This is a genomic window from Chryseobacterium sp. HNCC26DJ238, from assembly GCF_057180465.1.
This window is the reverse complement of record NZ_JBXUGI010000007.1, coordinates 60,229-77,652: the sequence shown is the minus strand read 5'-3', so window position 1 is coordinate 77,652 and position 17,424 is coordinate 60,229. Positions and strand designations below refer to the sequence as shown.

The window sequence follows — 17,424 nt, the reverse complement described above, 5'->3', positions numbered from 1 at the left end:
TTTTAATAAAAATGAGTGGTTTTTTATTGCTTTTTGTCTTTTTTTGGTATCTTTGACGCCAAATCAAATATCAATTTTATGGACATTAAAGACATCCAAAATCTTATAAAGTTTGTATCTAAAGCTGAAGTTTCAGAAGTAAAATATAAAACGAAAGATTTCGAAATTACTATTAAAACACCACTTGGAGGAAACGAGGTAAGCTACGTCTCCCAACCTGCAATGTATCAGCAGGCTCCTCAGCAAGCAGCTCCGGGTCACGCACCTGCTGCAGTTTCTTCATCTCCTGAAAAAATCGAAGTGGCTTCTGAAGACAGTAAGTATGTAACGATTAAATCTCCAATGATTGGAACCTTCTACAGAAAACCTTCTCCAGATAAAGAAGTTTTCATCAATGTAGGTGATGAGGTTTCTAATGGGAAAGTAGTTTGTGTAATCGAGGCGATGAAGTTATTCAACCAAATTGAATCTGAAGTAAGCGGTAAAATCGTTAAAATTTTAGTTGACGATGCTACTCCTGTAGAATACGACCAACCATTGTTCTTAGTAGACCCATCTTAATTATAATTGATTAATGATGATTGATAATTGAAGAAAAAATCAATTTCAAATTTCAAAATTTCAAATTTCAAATCAAATTAAGATGTTTAAAAAAATATTAATTGCCAACCGTGGCGAAATTGCAATGCGTATTTTACGTACTTGTAAAGAAATGGGAATCAAAACTGTTGCGGTCTATTCTACAGCCGACAAAGACAGTCTGCATGTAAGATTTGCTGATGAAGCGGTCTGCATTGGTCCTGCAATGAGTAAGGACTCATATCTGAAGATCCCAAACATTATTGCTGCTGCAGAAATTACTAATGCAGATGCAATTCATCCTGGTTACGGGTTCTTATCTGAAAACGCAAATTTCTCAAGAATTTGTGAGAAAAACGGAATTAAATTTATCGGTGCAAGCCCTGAACAAATTGAGAAAATGGGAGATAAGGCAAATGCCAAAGCGACCATGAAAGCAGCCAATGTACCTTGTGTACCGGGTTCTGAGGGCTTAATTGAATCTTACGAGCACGCAGTAAAAACAGCAGAAGAAACAGGATATCCTGTAATGATCAAAGCTACTGCCGGTGGTGGTGGTAAAGGAATGAGGGCGGTATGGAAAGCTGAAGACCTTAAAGAACACTGGGAATCTGCCATTCAGGAAGCTGTAGCAGCCTTTGGAAACGGAGGTATGTACATGGAAAAACTGATTGAAGAGCCAAGACATATTGAGATTCAGGTAGCAGGAGACCAATTTGGGAAAGCCTGTCATCTTTCTGAAAGAGATTGTTCCGTACAGAGAAGAAACCAGAAACTGACTGAAGAGACCCCTTCTCCATTCATGACTGACGAACTTCGTGAGAAAATGGGTGAAGCTGCTGTAAAAGCGGCAGAATTCATCGGTTATGAAGGTGTGGGAACTATAGAATTCTTAGTAGACAAACACAGAAATTTCTATTTCATGGAAATGAACACAAGAATTCAGGTAGAACACCCTATTACCGAACAGGTGATTGATTATGATTTGATCAGAGAGCAAATTCTTTTGGCTGCAGGTACTCCTATTTCAGGAATCAATCACTATCCAAAATTACATTCTATCGAATGCAGAATTAACGCTGAAGACCCTTATGCTGATTTCAGACCTTCTCCGGGGAAAATCACCGGATTAAACATTCCCGGCGGACACGGGATCAGAGTTGACACCCACGTTTATTCAGGATATACTATTCCTTCCAACTATGATTCTATGATTGCAAAACTGATCACAACAGCACAAACCCGTGAAGAAGCGATTGCAAAAATGAAACGTGCTTTGGAAGAATTTTATGTTGAAGGTGTAAAGACTACTATTCCTTTCCACAGACAATTGATGGAAGATGAAGATTATCTTTCAGGAAACTACACTACAAAATTCATGGAAAGTTTTGTAATGGATAGAAAATATGACAATCACTAAGATTATTTTTTAAAAATATTTTAAACCGTCTCAAATGAGACGGTTTTTTTTAATTCAGAAAATTACTGATAAACAGATATAAAAACTACAGCTTATGATTTGAGTATAAAATTCCACTAAGATCTTGTTGTTTATCTTTAAAAGACTTCTAAATCATACTTTTTTTCAGGATCATACTACTGTTGATCGATTTCATTTATAATTCCTAACTTTGTAAAAAAGGAAACAATATGTCAACAGCAGAACAAACAAAAAATTCACAATATTTCATCGAACTCGAAGAAAAACACGGCGCGCATAATTATCATCCGCTTCCTGTGGTCTTAGACAAGGGTGAAGGTGTTTTTGTATGGGATGTTGAAGGAAAAAAATATTACGACTTCCTATCGGCTTACTCAGCAGTAAATCAGGGACATTCACATCCTAAAATCGTGGAAGCGCTAGTGGATCAGGCTAAAAAATTAGCATTGACTTCAAGAGCATTTTATAATTCAAGTTTAGGAGAGTACGAGAAAAAAATCACCACTCTTTTCGGTTTTGACAAAGTTCTGCCGATGAATTCCGGAGCAGAAGCTGTGGAAACGGCAGTTAAATTAGCCAGAAAATGGAGTTATGAAGTGAAAGGAATTTCAGAAAATTCAGCAAAAATTGTAGTTTGTGAAAATAACTTTCATGGAAGAACAACAACAATCGTCTCTTTCTCGAACGATCCGGATGCCAATAAAAACTATGGACCTTTTACTCCGGGATTTGTAAAAATTCCATATAACGATCTTGCAGCTTTAGAAGAAGTTTTAAAAAATGATGCTCAAAACATTGCAGCATTTTTAGTTGAACCGATTCAAGGTGAAGCCGGTGTTTACGTTCCGGACGAAAATTTCCTTAAAAATGCTTTTGAACTTTGCAAAAAGCACAACGTTCTTTTTATTGCAGACGAAGTACAGACAGGAATTGCAAGAACAGGAAGATTAATTGCCTGTCATCACGAAAACGTTCAACCTGATATTTTAATTTTAGGAAAAGCTATTTCCGGCGGAATGTATCCCGTTTCAGCAGTTTTGGCAAATGATGAGATCATGAACGTGATCAAACCGGGACAACACGGTTCTACTTTTGGTGGAAATCCGATTGCATGTGCAGTTGCAATTGCAGCTTTGGATGTTGTAGAGGATGAAAAATTATCTGAACGAGCAGAAGAATTGGGTCAGCTTTTCAGATCTGAAATTGAAAAACTGATCGAAAAATCTGATTTGATCACAAAAGTAAGAGGAAAAGGATTGCTAAACGCAATTTTGATCAACGATACACCTGAAAGTTCAACAGCATGGAATCTTTGTTTACAATTAAAAGAAAACGGATTGCTTGCAAAACCTACCCATGGGAATATTATCAGATTGGCACCGCCTTTAGTTATTACAGAAGAGCAGTTACTGGACTGCGTAAAAATAATCGAGAAAACTGTTTTGGAATTTGGGAGCTAAAATAAAAATTCTGATCATTCAAAAAAAATTCATGGGCGATATATTGGTGAGTTCCACCATTTTACCCCTACTGAAAAATAAGTTTCCTGATGCTGAAATAAGTTTTCTTCTTGAGGAAAAACATCAACAAATCCTGTACGGAAACCCTTATGTGGATCATCTTCTCTATTGGGATGATCAAAATTTTATGAAAATGATGATGAAGATAAAACATCATCATTTTGATATCGTTATTGATCTGTATTCCAAGATTGACACCGGATTGCTGTCCCTTTTTTCGGGCGCAGAGAAACGTCTTGGTTTTTTTAAAAAATATACCAGGTTTTTCTACACCCATCCTGTAAAAAGAAGAGATAACGCATTATCTGAGAATACTACATTAGGTATTGAACATCGTCTTCAATTGTTGGAACCTTTAGGCATTGAGTTTGAGGAAGTTTTTCCTAAAACTTATATTACTGAGGAGGAACTTGAAGCTGCAAAAAATATTCTGGCTCAAAATGGGCTGAAATCAGATGACCGTTTAATCATGATCAGTACTTTTGGAAGTACGAATGAAAAAACCTACCCATCAGAATATATGGTGAAAATATTGGATAAAATTGTAGAATCTAAATCAAATTCAAAAATCCTGTGCAATTACCTACCCTTTCAAAAAGAGCTTTTTTTACAAATACTCAATAAGGTTTCACCTATAACGCGTAAAGCAATAGCAGAAAACTTTGACACCAAAAACCTTCGTGAATTTGCTGCTGTTACCAGTCTCTGTAAATGCTTGATTGGAAATGAAGGCGGTGCTACAAATCTCAGTAAATCATTAAACATCCCAACTTTTACAATCTTTGCTCCCCATATCGAACGAAAGGGCTGGGCATGGACAAACAATCCTAAAATGGACAGATTTTTGCATTTACACGATTTTATTCCTGAATCAACAGACTATTCAGATTTCAAACCTGAATTATTTTCAGATCAATTGAAAGAATTCTTGAATCAGGCACTAAAATAATTTGTAACGCAAAAATGAATAAACACAAAAAAACGATTTTACTGATCACCTATGACAACTGGGGTTTTAATCAATATATTGCTGATGCACTGGAGGTAAAAGGGTATGAAGTAAAACATATTAATTTTCACCATTTCAGATATACTTACCCGAATATTGGCTATAAGACGCTTAATTTCTTCACTAAAAATACAGGTCTTTTAAATTTAAAACATATTCACTATAACGATGTCATTCTGAAAGAACTAGAAGATTTTCAGAAAATTGACATTTCCATTTATATCAAGGCTGATTTCCTTTCTCCGAAAACTATTGAAGCTATTAATAAAAAATCAGAAAAGTCTGTCTTGATTATCAGCGATTCGATCAACCGTTATCCAAAAACAAAAAATATATTATCCTTATTTGATCAAGTATTTTCTTTTGAGAAAAAAGACTGTGAGAAATACAATTTAATATTTAAAACCAATTTCATCTATAAATACGCAGAAAACAGTACTGCGGAATTTAAATATAAAGTTTTCAATATCAGCTCTCTGGACAACAGATTTCCTGTGTTTCAAAAGATAGCAAAGTATCTTCATGAGCTGAATATTAACTATAAAATTATCATTTTCACTTCAAAGAAAAAAGATGATCCTTATCTGGAATTTTCAAAGACGACTCTTTCCATTGCTGAAAACAACGCACTTTTGGCAGAATCGGAGATTATGCTGGATGTACACAGAAGCAAACAGCAGGGTTTAAGTTTCAGGGTTTTTGAAAGTCTAGGTCTTCAAAAAAAATTAATTACTACAAATACGGATATTGTCAATTATGATTTTTATAATCCCGTCAACATCCATGTCATTGAAAATGTAGAAAACCTCTCTATCCCCAATTCATTTTTTGAAACAGATTATGCGAAAATACCTGAAGAAATACTCAAAAAATACCTCATTGAAAACTGGGTTGACGAATTGATTGAGTAATATGTCGTAATTTTGCAAATTAATAGTTTCAAAACAGGCGTAAATTCTTGTGATACTCCAAATTATTTAATTGATTTTCTTTATGATTTCTTACAAAAGCGCTTCTAAAATCATCATATTCTGTCCTCCGAGAAAAGTTACTGGTGGTCCGGAAGCATTGCATCAGCTTTCTAATAAGTTGTATGAATTAAATTACGACAACGTTTTTATGCATTATGTTCCTCAAAGAGCAAATGCAAAAGCGAAAAACTATGATATTTATAAAACTAAGGAAATCAATACGTTTGAAGACACTTTAGAAAACATACTCATTATTCCGGAGTCAATGACCTTTTTAATTAAAAAATATCCTAAAAGTCAAAAAATAATTTGGTGGTTAAGTGTTGATTTCTACAAAATCCTGATGGATTACAGAATCAGAAAACAGAGTTTTTTCACAAAATTATTTTATAAACAAGACGATAAAGAATATCATTTTGAGAATCTTCCGAATGTTTTTCAATGGGCACAATCCTACAGATCAAGCGTTTATCTGAAAGATCACAATGTTCCGGAAAGCAAGATTGATTATGTTTGTGATTATATCAATCCGATATTTTTAGAAAAAAATCAAACTATCAATAAAGATCTTTCTAATAAAACGATACTTTACAATCCCAAAAAAGGAAAAAGAGAGATTGCAGAATTAATTAAAAATTCTTCTGATTTGAAGTGGACTCCTATACAAAATATGAATGCAGATCAAATAAAAGATTTGATGGCAAAATCACTTTTATACGTAGATTTCGGAGAAAATCCGGGACGCGACAAAATGCTTCGCGAGTCTGTGTCCCAGGATTGCTGTATCATTTCCGGTAAAAATGGTTCTTCCGCTTATTATGAAGATCTGATGATTCCTGATGAATATAAATTTGATTTCAGTACAGAAAAAATTCCGTCTATTCTGAATAAGATACAATGTATTTTTGACAACTATTCTCTACATGTTCTTAATTTTAAGACCTACAAAAATTTGGTTTTGAATGAGGAAGCCATATTTAGCAACAAATTAAAAGAAATTTTTAGAAAAGATATTTATGAAAATTAATAATAAGACATTTGGTGTGAATATGTCCGGCTTTTTTAATGCTGAGATTGGATTTGGTGAAGCGATCCGCAATAATCTGAAAGCCTTAGAAAAAGTGGGAATTCCTGCAAAGCCAATTAATTTTAATATGCATCTTAGTCATAGGCTGAATGAAAATTCTGTAAATTTCGATGACAATGCGAATGACTACCCTGTGAATATTGTTCATATAAATATGGATACTATCTACAGTTTCTTTAACGAAAAATCTTCTGAGTTTTTTGAAAACAAATATAATATCGGTTACTGGGCTTGGGAAATGGAAGAATTCCCGGATGAGTATACAGAATATTTTAAGTATTATGACGAAATTTGGACATGTTCTAAATATTGTCTCGATTCTATATCTTTAAAATCAAACATTCCTGTTGTCAATATTCCTCACGCCATTAATATTAATAAAGATGACATTACCAAAAATTTTGAAACTGGTCTTTCATCAGAATATTATCACTTCCTTTTTATTTTTGATTACAACAGCCTTATTGAGCGTAAAAATACACTCGCTTTAATTGATGCTTACGAAAAAGCTTTTGGCACAGATAACGAAAAAGTAAAACTTATCCTCAAAACTTCAATTCCCGGAAATCATCTTTCTAAAGCTAAAAGAAAGGTGATGACAAGAATTGGCAATAATCAAAGCATTATTTATAAAGAAGAAATGCTAAGAAGAAATGATTTGCTTGCCTTGATGGACTTTGCAGACTGTTATATTTCTTTGCACCGTTCGGAAGGTTTTGGGCTGACAATGGCAGAAGCCATGGCATTGGGGAAACCAGTGATTGCAACGGGATATTCCGGAAATCTGGATTTTATGAATGTTAATAATTCTTTTTTGGTGAAATACAAAATGATTAAGCATGACTACGACTTGAGCGTATTACCAAAAAACAATTATTGGTCAGAGCCAGATACAGATCATGCTGCAGAACAGATGAAATTTGTATTTGAGAATCAAAATTACGCTTCCGAAATAGGAAACAGAGCAAAAAAAGACATTCATACTTATTTCTCTCTGGAGGCAATTGGAACCAAAATGAAAAAAAGACTGGATATTATTGAAAACACAATCTTAATTGACAGAGGAGATTACGAAATAAAAAATCATTTATTAAAATTAGAAAGCGATAATAAGATTTTACAAAAAAGAGTAAAATATTTAGAAAAAGGATTTTATAACAAAGCAAGAAAAAAAATAAATGAAATTTTAAAAAAAATAAAAGGTCGGGATTAATTACATTTCTATATTAGTGATCTGAAACTTTATCATAAATAAATTATCTTAGAATAAAATTCTGATTTTCATGAAAGACAAAATTGCTATCGTTGTCCAAAGATATGGCTTAGAGATCAATGGAGGAGCCGAACTTCATGCGAGAATGCTTGCTGAAAAATTATCACTGATCTATGATGTTGAAATTATCACTACCTGTGCAATAGAATATGAATTTTGGAATAATTATTATCCTGACGGGATTGAAATTATCAATAATATCAAAGTTCGAAGATTCAAAACTTTAAAAAAAAATTTAAACAGATTTAATCAGCTTAGTAAAATAATCCGCAACCAATTTAAATACAATAATCGAAATTTAAGTATTCTAAATTTCCCTTATCTACTTTATAAAAGAGCAAAATACAGTAAAAATTCATTTAACTTTAATGAGTGGCTGGAAGTACAAGGTCCATTCTCTACTGATCTTGTTAATTATATAAAAGAAAAAAAAGATAATTATACAGCTTTTATTTTCTTCACTTATTTATACTATCCTACCAACATAGGAATTAAAGAAGTTTCTGAAAAAAGTATTTTAATTCCGACAGCACATGATGAACCTCAATTCTATCTTGACGGTTATTCTCAATTATTTTCTTCTCCAAAATTCTTAATGTATAATACACAAACTGAAAAAGATATTGTAGAAAAAGTGTATCCACAAACAAAAAAAATAAAATCAGAAATCGCAGGAATTGGATTTGACGACTATGAGATATCAATAACTGAACTTCCACGATATCTTTCTTCTAAAAAATATTTCATTTATGTAGGTCGAATTGTTGAGGCTAAAGGTTGCGTCATGATGATTGACTATTTTAAGAATTTTAAGATATCACATCCAGAATATAAAGATATAAAATTAGTATTAGTGGGTAAAAATTCTCTCTCAGAAAAAATTATCGAAGGAGAAGATATTATTTTTACCGGATTTGTAGATCAAACCTTGAAAAATACTTTGCTAATCAATGCGGCTGCGCTTATAATGCCCTCATTTTACGAAAGTCTTTCCTTAATAACATTGGAATCAATGTTATTGGAAATCCCTGTCATTGTAAATAAAAACTGTGAAGTTTTATGTGCTCACGTTGAAAAAAGTGAAACAGGAAAAAGTTTCATTAGTAGTACAGAATTTTCTCAATCTCTTATTTTTTATCTGCAACAAACACAAGATAATTTAATTTTAGAAGGTACCAAAGCAAAAAATTATGTTTTGAAAAATTACTCTTGGAATACAATTATCAACAAATTCAATTCAGCCATAAAATCTTTATAATGCCAAAAAAAATTTTATTTTTTTTTCCAGAAAATCCCTTTTCTAACAGAGCTGGAAATACTACAAGGGCCAAAACCAATCTTCAAATTTTAAAAAGGCTTGGCTATGAAATTGATTTGGCAGGTATCGAAGACATCTATAATGGAATGGGAGACAATACTGATTTTGATAAAAACATAATTGACTATTTATTTTTGCTTGTAAGAAGACCTATAAAAAAAATTGCATCCGTAGAGTATTGGAGATATAAATTTTTCAGCTTAAATAGTAAAAACAAATCAAATCATTTACTGTCAACTTACATTAAAGACGGTTTCAAAAAATTATTTAGAGCTAAAAATTACGATTTTGTTATTATTAACTATGAATTTTGGACAGATCTTGTGGACTGTGAATTACCAAACAATCCTGTAAAAATAATTGATACTCACGATTGGATTACTTTGAATGAGTTTTTCAAAAATCCATCACTAAAAATAGGTGAACGTTTTGAAGAGGAAATTAACAATCTGGCAAAATTTGACAAAGTAATAACCATTTCCAATGATGAACATTTTATCTTTAAAGGATTTTTAGGTGAAAAGGTTATCAATATTCCTCCTACTTTCACAATTAATTTTTCTTCTGATGCAGACAAAAAAAAATATGATCTTATTTTTGTAGGTTCAGACAATGTATTTAATATAAAATCAATGCGATGGTTTTTTGAGAAAGTATATCCTTTATTACCAGAAAGCATTAACATTGTAATTATTGGTAGAATTTGCAAACATATAGAGAAGAAAAAGAACGTAAAGTTAGTAATGTTTGCAGAGAGTTTAGAAGAATATTACAGACAGTCGAAGGTAGCGATTTGCCCAATGCTTGAAGGGACAGGCATAAAAATAAAAGTGATAGAGGCTCTGTCGTACGGACTCCCTGTAGTGGGAACAGAACGGGCAGTTGACGGTTTTTCATCTAAAGTAAATAATGGCTGTTTAATAGATAACAATCCTGAAATTTTTAAAAATGAAATAATATCTTTGTTACAAGATGTATCTTATTATCATGATACAAAAAAACAAGCCGAAGAATATTTTAAACTTAATTTTTCTGAGGAGAAAGCAGTAGAACTCTGGCGGGAAATATTAACAATATAACACCAATCATAAATGAAATCCCTCATTCTATTTATAAAGACATACAGACCTGATTTTGATAGGGTGAAAAATCTTATTGCATCAATAGAAAAGCATAACAAAGAAAAAATTCCAGTCCTTATATCTGTTAACGATATAGATTTCATCTTCTTTACGGAAAATTTCAAAGATTATCATATTATCAAAGATTCAGAGATTATTTTTTCAGAAATCAAAGACGGATGGAGATATCAACAAATAATAAAAGCTAATGTATATAAATTAAACATTTGTAAAAATTATTTATGTCTAGATTCTGATTCAGAATTTATTCGTGATTTCTACTATTCTGATTTTCTATATGATGAAGACACTCCTTATACTATAATGCATGAATCAAAGGCGTTTCTAGAAACTATGGAAAATATTGGCAGGGACTCTGAAAATATCTTTTTTAAAGAAGCTTTAAGATCAACACGCCCTTTTTTTGGAAATAAAGGAAAGGAATGGGACTACGGCCCTTCTCCATATCTTTGGAGCTGCACTGTCTGGAAACATTTTATCGAAGTATATTTAAAGCAGAAAAATAAAACTTTTGAAGAGTTTTTTAATGACATCGATAAAATCACATCACCTTCAGAATGTGTAATATATGGAGAATACCTAGTGAAAACAAGATTAATTGATATTTACCCAATAGAAAATTTTTTCAAAGTGTACCACTACAAAGAACAGTATATTTTAGAAAAAAAGCTTCACAATATTGATAAACTGAAAAAAGTTTATTTAGGAATAATTTTCCAAAGTAATTGGCTTAAAAAAAAGAAGAAATATATTTTTTTCTGATAACTATCTGGCTAATCATTAATTTATCTTTAATTGAAATAAAAAATTCGTCAAAAATAATAGTCGTGAAATGATAATTAGTAGTTCCTTGATAAAATCGTCTTTCTAATTGATTTTTAAAAATAGCATTGCAAGACATGAAAATTTGAATTTAATAAGAATAGAAAATTAATTTATGTTTCAATATTTTCATCATTTTCTTCATGTTCCAAGCGGTTGCTGATAAGAATGCATTGATTTGTTCTTCTTCTCCCATGAAGTAATTTTTAGCCAGCCTGAAATCGGTTTTTAATGTCCGATGACAGGCTCTATTACGGATCTGGTTCTGAATTTTTTACGCTTTATTTGCTTTTGATAAGCAGTATCTGTCTTATGTGGAGAGTTTGAAATAGAGATTTTCACTCCTTTTATTTCCTAGTTTACTCTCCCTCCTCTTTCGTAGACGAGTTTTTGACCGCTCGTTTTCACTCGTTCTAAAAGTGATTCGATGGTTTGACCGTCGTAAGGAGTTTGTAAAAATGATTTAATTCAGAGAATGATTTTTTTTTCGTTGGCTGTGGTTACCAGCCCAACTTTTCCAAACTCATACTGCATATGCGCTTTCCCTTTGGCAACACATCGGTTAAAAAGCTTGTGGATGTTATAAATTCTGTCTTTATCTGCTGGTTTTTGGTTTACAGGTTTAGTGTATAAATTTATCGCAGATTGATAAAATGCATACTGTTTTTCATTGAAATTGCGTGTAAACTCTTTTATCAATCGCATGGACAATTGTTTTAGCTGTCGTACAGATTTTTAGTTAATTTAATCTTAATCCTTTTGACAGTAATGTACTATGACCGAAACCTGACCATTGATGAGTACAATTTTTACACACTGTAATTTGATTGGAATATGATATGATTTTTCTGTATAAAAATTTTTTCCACAACATCTAAGCCTAAATCTCTAATTTAATTATGAAGAATACGTTTATAAAAAAAACTTTAATACTATATTTTCAAGTAAAAATTTCTCTAAACATATACATAAGATTTAACAAATACAGACATATTCTTTTTATCATCCATATAAATCATTTAGAAAGGCATGCCTCCAGTTTTCCCTTTTCTAACTGGAATTCGCTATATTTAAAAACGCCAGATTTGTACGCAAAAACTGCTCCAAAATCAATGGTTTCATTATTTATTTTCATTGGAAAGATACATGATCTATATGCATTGTGTTCAACAAATGGCTTAGATAATACTTTAAAATTAAGCCCATCTTTAGAGAATGCAAGATAGAGACTGTCTGAGGTGCATTTTTTTACTTCACCTGCAGCAATGCATAAAAAATAATAGCCATCAACATAAGTGGCTTGTATATGCCAGGGAGCATATTCGGGATTTACTTCAACCCAAGGTTTATTAATGAAATTAATTACCTTACTTTGTTTAAAATTAGAAAAATCCAGTCCATTGTAAGACGTTCTTCTAATAATATATGACGGATCATTTCCAGGGAAATTTGGACTAATATTATTTTCAACCTCAAAACTCACATATCGTTGTCCATTATAAACAATACTGGGTGAAAGAAGATGATTATTTTTCGGAGAATAAGGAGGACTGCTAGTATAAACTGCTTCTAAACTAGACCAGGATACACCATCCGTAGAAGTCTGCCTAACTATAGTTCGCTGAGCATTATGCAATAATTTTTTAAAATTATTTAGATTTTTAGCACCTCTCTCCTTCAAGGCAGTGGCTTTTATGAAACTGCCTCTATAATATAATGTAAACTTACCATGTTCAAACGTCCAATCAACATCAGACCAAAAAGTATATTTAGGAGAATCCCTATTTTCGGCAAAACCTTCATTCATTGAAGGAGTTCTCTGCAGTGGGCCTGTAAGACCATTTGGACTACTCCAGTTTATTCCATCATTAGATACAACAATAGTTGGATTTTCATATCTTTCAGATTCACGAATATTTCCAATCTTTCCAAAAAAAGGTGTAAAAACCATCCAATACTTATATCCGTTAAAGCTATTGGGAAAATATTGTACATCAGGATGACAGTATGAAAAATTAGGATTACTAATATCCTTTATAAAGGAAACATTATTCATTCCTGAATAATTTCCGTTGGCTATTACGTTAATATTGATCGTTCCAATATCTATGAGGTAATTTAATGGCCCTCCGTATTCTGTGTTATTGTCGGATACAGTTGGGACATTTTCAGCAAACAAACCTTCTTCCTGCTGAGAACAGGAATTTACAAAAATTATAGAAAAAAGAATTAAAAACTTAAGTCTATTGACGTGGCGAGTCATTTTAATTTGTATATTATTTTAAGCTCGATCATATTCATCCTCCAATCTTACGATATCATCCTCTCCAAAATAGGTTCCGGTCTGTACTTCAATAAAAACTACCGGTTTATTTGACAGATTCATCATGCGGTGTTTTTCTCCAAGTGGAATAGAGATACTTTCTCCATAAGACAATTTGATTTCATCACCATTTAAAACAACTGTAGCATCTCCTTCAATGACAGTCCACTGCTCCTGTCTTTTATGATGATATTGATAGGATAACTTTTGACCGGGATCTATCTCAATTCTTTTCAGTTTATAATGAGGTTCATCAGCTAACACATAATACTTTCCCCAGGGTCTTTCACCAATTTCTAACATGATCTTCAATCTTTAAGTACAAAAATAAAACTTAAATGATTAAAATATGGTATTATATAAAAAAAATCAGGATTTTTGCAGTAAAATCAATACTATGAAAATTAGCGGATACGGATATGTAAGAAATGGCTTTCAGTATGGTGTTCCATTTCTGGAATCAATCCAGTCTGTTTTACCTATTTGTGATGAATTTATCGCTGTAGTGGGTGACTCTACAGATGGCACCCGTGAAGCAATCGAAAACTTGAACAGTCCAAAAATTAAAATTGTAGATACAATTTGGGATGACAATCTTAAACTGCATGGTAAAATTTTTGCCCAACAGTCAAATATAGGGCTTGATCACGTTACAGGAGACTGGATTTTTCATATTCAGGCAGATGAAGTAATCCATGAAAATGATTTGCTCAAAATCCTTGAAAACATCAAAAAGCATCACAACAACCCTATTGTAGAAGGTTTTTTACAACCTTTTCTCCATTTCTGGGGCGATTATAATCATATCAGAAATAGCCGCGCTGTGCATAAAAATGAGATCAGAATTTTTAAAAATAATCCTGAAATAAGGTCTTATATTGATTCGCAAGGTTTTAGAAAGTTTAAATCTAATGAAGGATATTTGAATGGCAGCGAAAAAGGTGAAAAATTAAAAGTCCTGAAGTTGGACGTTCCTGTCTATCATTATAATTCGGTCAGATCCAAAAAGAAAATGATGTTGAAAGCCAACAATTTCGAGTATTATTATGGTCATAAGGACGAAAAATTAGTTGAAACACCGAAAGAGGAATACAATTATCATAAAGTTGACAGAGTTGGAAAATTCTCCGGAACTCACCCTAAAGTAATGACACAGGCAATCGCCGATCATGATTTTGTTTTTGAACACGATAAATCTCAGGCAGTCTGGGATAAGAAAGATAAATTGGTACAGCCGCTGGAAGATTTGCTTAAAATAAGAATCGGAGAATACAAAAACTATATCCTGCTCAAAAATATCAAATAGTTTTCTAAAAAAGTAGCTCTTTTCCTTATAACCTTTTTTGAAATGCTTAAATTTGCACCTTAATTTCAAAGAAATGAATAAAGTAAGAGTCCGCTTTGCACCAAGTCCTACAGGACCTCTGCATTTGGGAGGTGTAAGAACTGCATTATATGATTATCTTTTCGCTAAAAATAAGGGGGGTGAATTTGTATTGAGAATTGAAGATACGGATACTGCCAGATATGTGGAAGGTGCTGAAGATTATATTGAAGAAGCTCTTGAATGGTGCGGAATTATTCCCGATGAAAGCCCTAAAAAAGGCGGAAAATTTGCTCCTTACAGACAATCCGAAAGAAGAGACATCTACGATCGGTATACAGAGCAGATCTTAAAAACAAATTATGCATATATTGCTTTTGACACTGCTGAAGAACTAGATACCATCCGTGCAGAATATGAAGCTAAAGGCGATGTTTTCTCTTATAATAATATCTCAAGAAACCGTCTAAAAAACAGCATTTCACTTTCTGAAGAGGAGGTACAGAAACTTTTGGATTCGAAAACGCCATATGTTGTAAGATTCAAAATGCCTGTTGACAGAACTTTGGGATTAGTAGATATTATCCGTGGAAATTCCGCAGTGAATACCAATACTTTAGATGATAAAGTTTTAGTGAAAAATGACGGAATGCCTACGTATCACTTTGCCAATATCATCGATGATCACGAAATGGAAATTTCTCACGTCATTCGTGGCGAAGAATGGCTCCCCTCTTTAGGATTACATATCTTACTGTATGAGGCAATGGGTTGGGAAGCTCCTGAATTTGCACATCTTTCATTGATTCTGAAACCTGAAGGAAAAGGAAAACTGAGCAAAAGAGACGGAGATAAATTCGGATTCCCTGTATTTCCACTTGATTTTAAAGATCCTGAAACCGGGATTATTTCTAAAGGATACCGTGAAAATGGTTATCTTCCTGATGCATTCATTAATATGATTGCTCTGTTAGGATGGTCACCTTCTGACGATAAAGAGATTTTATCTTTAGATGAAATGATTAAAGAATTTGATTTGTATAAAGTTCATAAAGCCGGTGCCAGATTCAGTAAAGAAAAATCAGAGTGGTTTAACCATCAGTATATTCAAATGAAATCGGACCCGGAATTGCTTGAACTTCTAAAGAGTTCAGATCTAAGTCTATCTGTTGAAGATGAAAAATTGCTGAAAATCATTCATTTGATGAAAGAAAGAGCAACGTTCCCGAAAGACATTTACGAAAACGGAAGATTCTTTTTCGAAGCTCCGGTTTCGTACGATGAAAAAGCTTCAAAAAAGGCATGGAATGTTGAAACTTCTAACCTTTTAACAGAATTTGCAGAAAGTTTAAAGTCATTGGATGATTTCACTTCTGCAAGCATTAAGCAAAATTTACACGATTTTGCTGAGAATAAAGGTCTTGGAATAGGAAAAGTCATGATGCCATTGCGTCTGGCTCTAGTGGGAGAATTAAAAGGACCTGACGTTCCTGATATTCTGGAACTCGTTGGAAAAGAAGAAAGTATTGCAAGAATAAGCAATGCTGTAAATAATTTTAAATAAATTTTCATAATTTTTCATACATTTGAAAGATTTAATTTACTTCAAGAATGGAATATTTAAGTTTCGAACTTCCTATAAAAGAGCTGATGGATCAGTATCAAACCTGTTCATTGGTAGGAGAAGAAAGTGGTGTTGATGTAAAATTAGCATGCAGTCAGATCGAGGATAAGATTAGAGATACCAAGAAAGAAATCTATGGTAATCTTACGCCTTGGCAGAGAGTACAGTTATCCCGCCATCCGGATCGTCCTTATACCATTGATTATATCAAAGGAATGGTAGATAAAGGTAGCTTTCTGGAACTTCACGGTGACAGAAACTTTGCTGATGACCCTGCAATGATCGGAGGTTTGGCCACCCTTGACGGTCAGAGAATCATGATCATTGGTACTCAGAAAGGGAGAACAACCAAAGAGAGACAGCACAGAAGGTTCGGAATGCCAAATCCTGAAGGATACAGAAAAGCTCTACGACTAATGAAATTGGCTGAGAAGTTCAAAATTCCTGTAATCACTTTAGTGGATACACCTGGAGCTTATCCTGGACTGGAAGCTGAAGAAAGAGGTCAGGGTGAAGCTATCGCAAGAAATATTTTTGAAATGACAATGCTTAAAACGCCTATTTTCACTTACATCATCGGTGAAGGTGCAAGTGGTGGAGCTTTAGGAATTGGTGTTGGTAATAAAGTGTATATGCTTGAAAACACATGGTACACGGTAATTGCACCAGAAAGCTGTTCTTCAATTTTATGGAGAAACTGGGATCACAAAGAAGATGCAGCGAACGCATTGAATCTGACTCCAAAAGATGCTTTGAGAGAAAAATTCATCGATGGAATCATCGAAGAACCATTGGGTGGAGCTCATTACGATCCGGAAACTACCTATCTGAATCTGAAAACTTCGATTTTGCAAAATATCAAAGCATTCTCAAAATTTACAGGTAAAGAACTGGAAACGCAGAGACAGGACAAATTTATTGCGATGGGGCAATTTAAAGGATAAACCAAAAAAAAAGCAGCTGAGAGAATCTCAAAGCTGCTTTTTCTTTT

At 33.0% G+C, this 17,424-nt stretch carries 16 protein-coding genes; 13 read left to right on the top strand and 3 right to left on the bottom strand.

From position 1 onward, the window contains the following. Nucleotides 1-78: 78 nt before the first annotated feature. The 10 genes from accB to AC2A07_RS08320 all read left to right on the top strand — a co-directional run bounded on the left by accB (nucleotide 79) and on the right by AC2A07_RS08320 (nucleotide 11,102). The gene (accB, locus tag AC2A07_RS08365; protein ID WP_484050024.1) at nucleotides 79-561 is read left to right on the top strand and encodes an acetyl-CoA carboxylase biotin carboxyl carrier protein; all 483 of its coding nucleotides are present in this window, start codon (nucleotides 79-81) and stop codon (nucleotides 559-561) included. An 82-nt stretch (nucleotides 562-643) separates the two neighbouring features. After that, entirely contained in the window at nucleotides 644-1,999 is a 1,356-nt protein-coding gene (gene accC / locus AC2A07_RS08360; protein ID WP_484050023.1) for an acetyl-CoA carboxylase biotin carboxylase subunit, read from the top strand. Between the two features lie 230 nt (nucleotides 2,000-2,229). Then, nucleotides 2,230-3,480, top strand: coding sequence for an ornithine--oxo-acid transaminase (gene rocD / locus AC2A07_RS08355; protein ID WP_484050022.1), 1,251 nt, complete (start codon nucleotides 2,230-2,232; stop codon nucleotides 3,478-3,480). Nucleotides 3,481-3,511: 31 nt separating this feature from the next. Further along, entirely contained in the window at nucleotides 3,512-4,489 is a 978-nt protein-coding gene (locus AC2A07_RS08350) for a glycosyltransferase family 9 protein (RefSeq protein WP_484050021.1), read from the top strand. Nucleotides 4,490-4,503: 14 nt separating this feature from the next. After that, a complete protein-coding gene (locus AC2A07_RS08345) occupies nucleotides 4,504-5,460 on the top strand; it encodes a WaaS/CpsH family glycosyltransferase (protein ID WP_314495329.1) in 957 nt (318 codons plus the stop codon). An 82-nt stretch (nucleotides 5,461-5,542) separates the two neighbouring features. Continuing rightward, on the top strand, nucleotides 5,543-6,547 hold the full coding sequence (locus AC2A07_RS08340) for a hypothetical protein (RefSeq protein ID WP_484050020.1): 1,005 nt from the start codon (nucleotides 5,543-5,545) through the stop codon (nucleotides 6,545-6,547). Beyond that, nucleotides 6,537-7,820, top strand: a complete 1,284-nt coding sequence (locus AC2A07_RS08335; RefSeq protein ID WP_484050019.1) for a glycosyltransferase family 4 protein — start codon at nucleotides 6,537-6,539, stop codon at nucleotides 7,818-7,820. The genes AC2A07_RS08340 and AC2A07_RS08335 overlap by 11 nt, the downstream gene beginning before the upstream one ends. A gap of 70 nt (nucleotides 7,821-7,890) precedes the next feature. Beyond that, entirely contained in the window at nucleotides 7,891-9,138 is a 1,248-nt protein-coding gene (locus AC2A07_RS08330) for a glycosyltransferase family 4 protein (RefSeq protein WP_484050018.1), read from the top strand. Then, nucleotides 9,138-10,277, top strand: coding sequence for a glycosyltransferase (locus AC2A07_RS08325; RefSeq protein WP_484050017.1), 1,140 nt, complete (start codon nucleotides 9,138-9,140; stop codon nucleotides 10,275-10,277). The genes AC2A07_RS08330 and AC2A07_RS08325 overlap by 1 nt, the downstream gene beginning before the upstream one ends. A 12-nt stretch (nucleotides 10,278-10,289) precedes the next feature. Next, a complete protein-coding gene (locus tag AC2A07_RS08320; RefSeq protein ID WP_484050016.1) occupies nucleotides 10,290-11,102 on the top strand; it encodes a DUF6492 family protein in 813 nt (270 codons plus the stop codon). 528 nt (nucleotides 11,103-11,630) lie between these two features. On the opposite strand, the gene AC2A07_RS08315 is transcribed toward AC2A07_RS08320, so the two are convergent. From AC2A07_RS08315 to AC2A07_RS08305, 3 genes are all read right to left on the bottom strand, one after another. Beyond that, complete coding sequence (locus tag AC2A07_RS08315) at nucleotides 11,631-11,867, bottom strand: hypothetical protein (RefSeq protein ID WP_484050015.1); 237 nt, start codon at nucleotides 11,865-11,867, stop codon at nucleotides 11,631-11,633. 310 nt (nucleotides 11,868-12,177) lie between these two features. Then, nucleotides 12,178-13,425: a hypothetical protein gene (locus tag AC2A07_RS08310; protein ID WP_484050014.1), complete on the bottom strand. Its 1,248-nt coding sequence runs from the start codon at nucleotides 13,423-13,425 to the stop codon at nucleotides 12,178-12,180. An 18-nt stretch (nucleotides 13,426-13,443) separates the two neighbouring features. Continuing rightward, on the bottom strand, nucleotides 13,444-13,788 hold the full coding sequence (locus AC2A07_RS08305) for a phosphomannose isomerase type II C-terminal cupin domain (RefSeq protein WP_484050013.1): 345 nt from the start codon (nucleotides 13,786-13,788) through the stop codon (nucleotides 13,444-13,446). 94 nt (nucleotides 13,789-13,882) lie between these two features. Here AC2A07_RS08305 and AC2A07_RS08300 point away from each other — a divergent pair, with 94 nt between their 5' ends. From AC2A07_RS08300 to AC2A07_RS08290, 3 genes are all read left to right on the top strand, one after another. Next, nucleotides 13,883-14,791: a glycosyltransferase gene (locus tag AC2A07_RS08300; protein WP_484050012.1), complete on the top strand. Its 909-nt coding sequence runs from the start codon at nucleotides 13,883-13,885 to the stop codon at nucleotides 14,789-14,791. Nucleotides 14,792-14,864: 73 nt separating this feature from the next. Further along, a complete protein-coding gene (gltX, locus tag AC2A07_RS08295) occupies nucleotides 14,865-16,373 on the top strand; it encodes a glutamate--tRNA ligase (RefSeq protein ID WP_484050011.1) in 1,509 nt (502 codons plus the stop codon). A 47-nt stretch (nucleotides 16,374-16,420) separates the two neighbouring features. Next, the gene (locus AC2A07_RS08290; protein ID WP_314495307.1) at nucleotides 16,421-17,377 is read left to right on the top strand and encodes an acetyl-CoA carboxylase carboxyltransferase subunit alpha; all 957 of its coding nucleotides are present in this window, start codon (nucleotides 16,421-16,423) and stop codon (nucleotides 17,375-17,377) included. The last annotated feature ends 47 nt before the right edge of the window (nucleotides 17,378-17,424 follow it).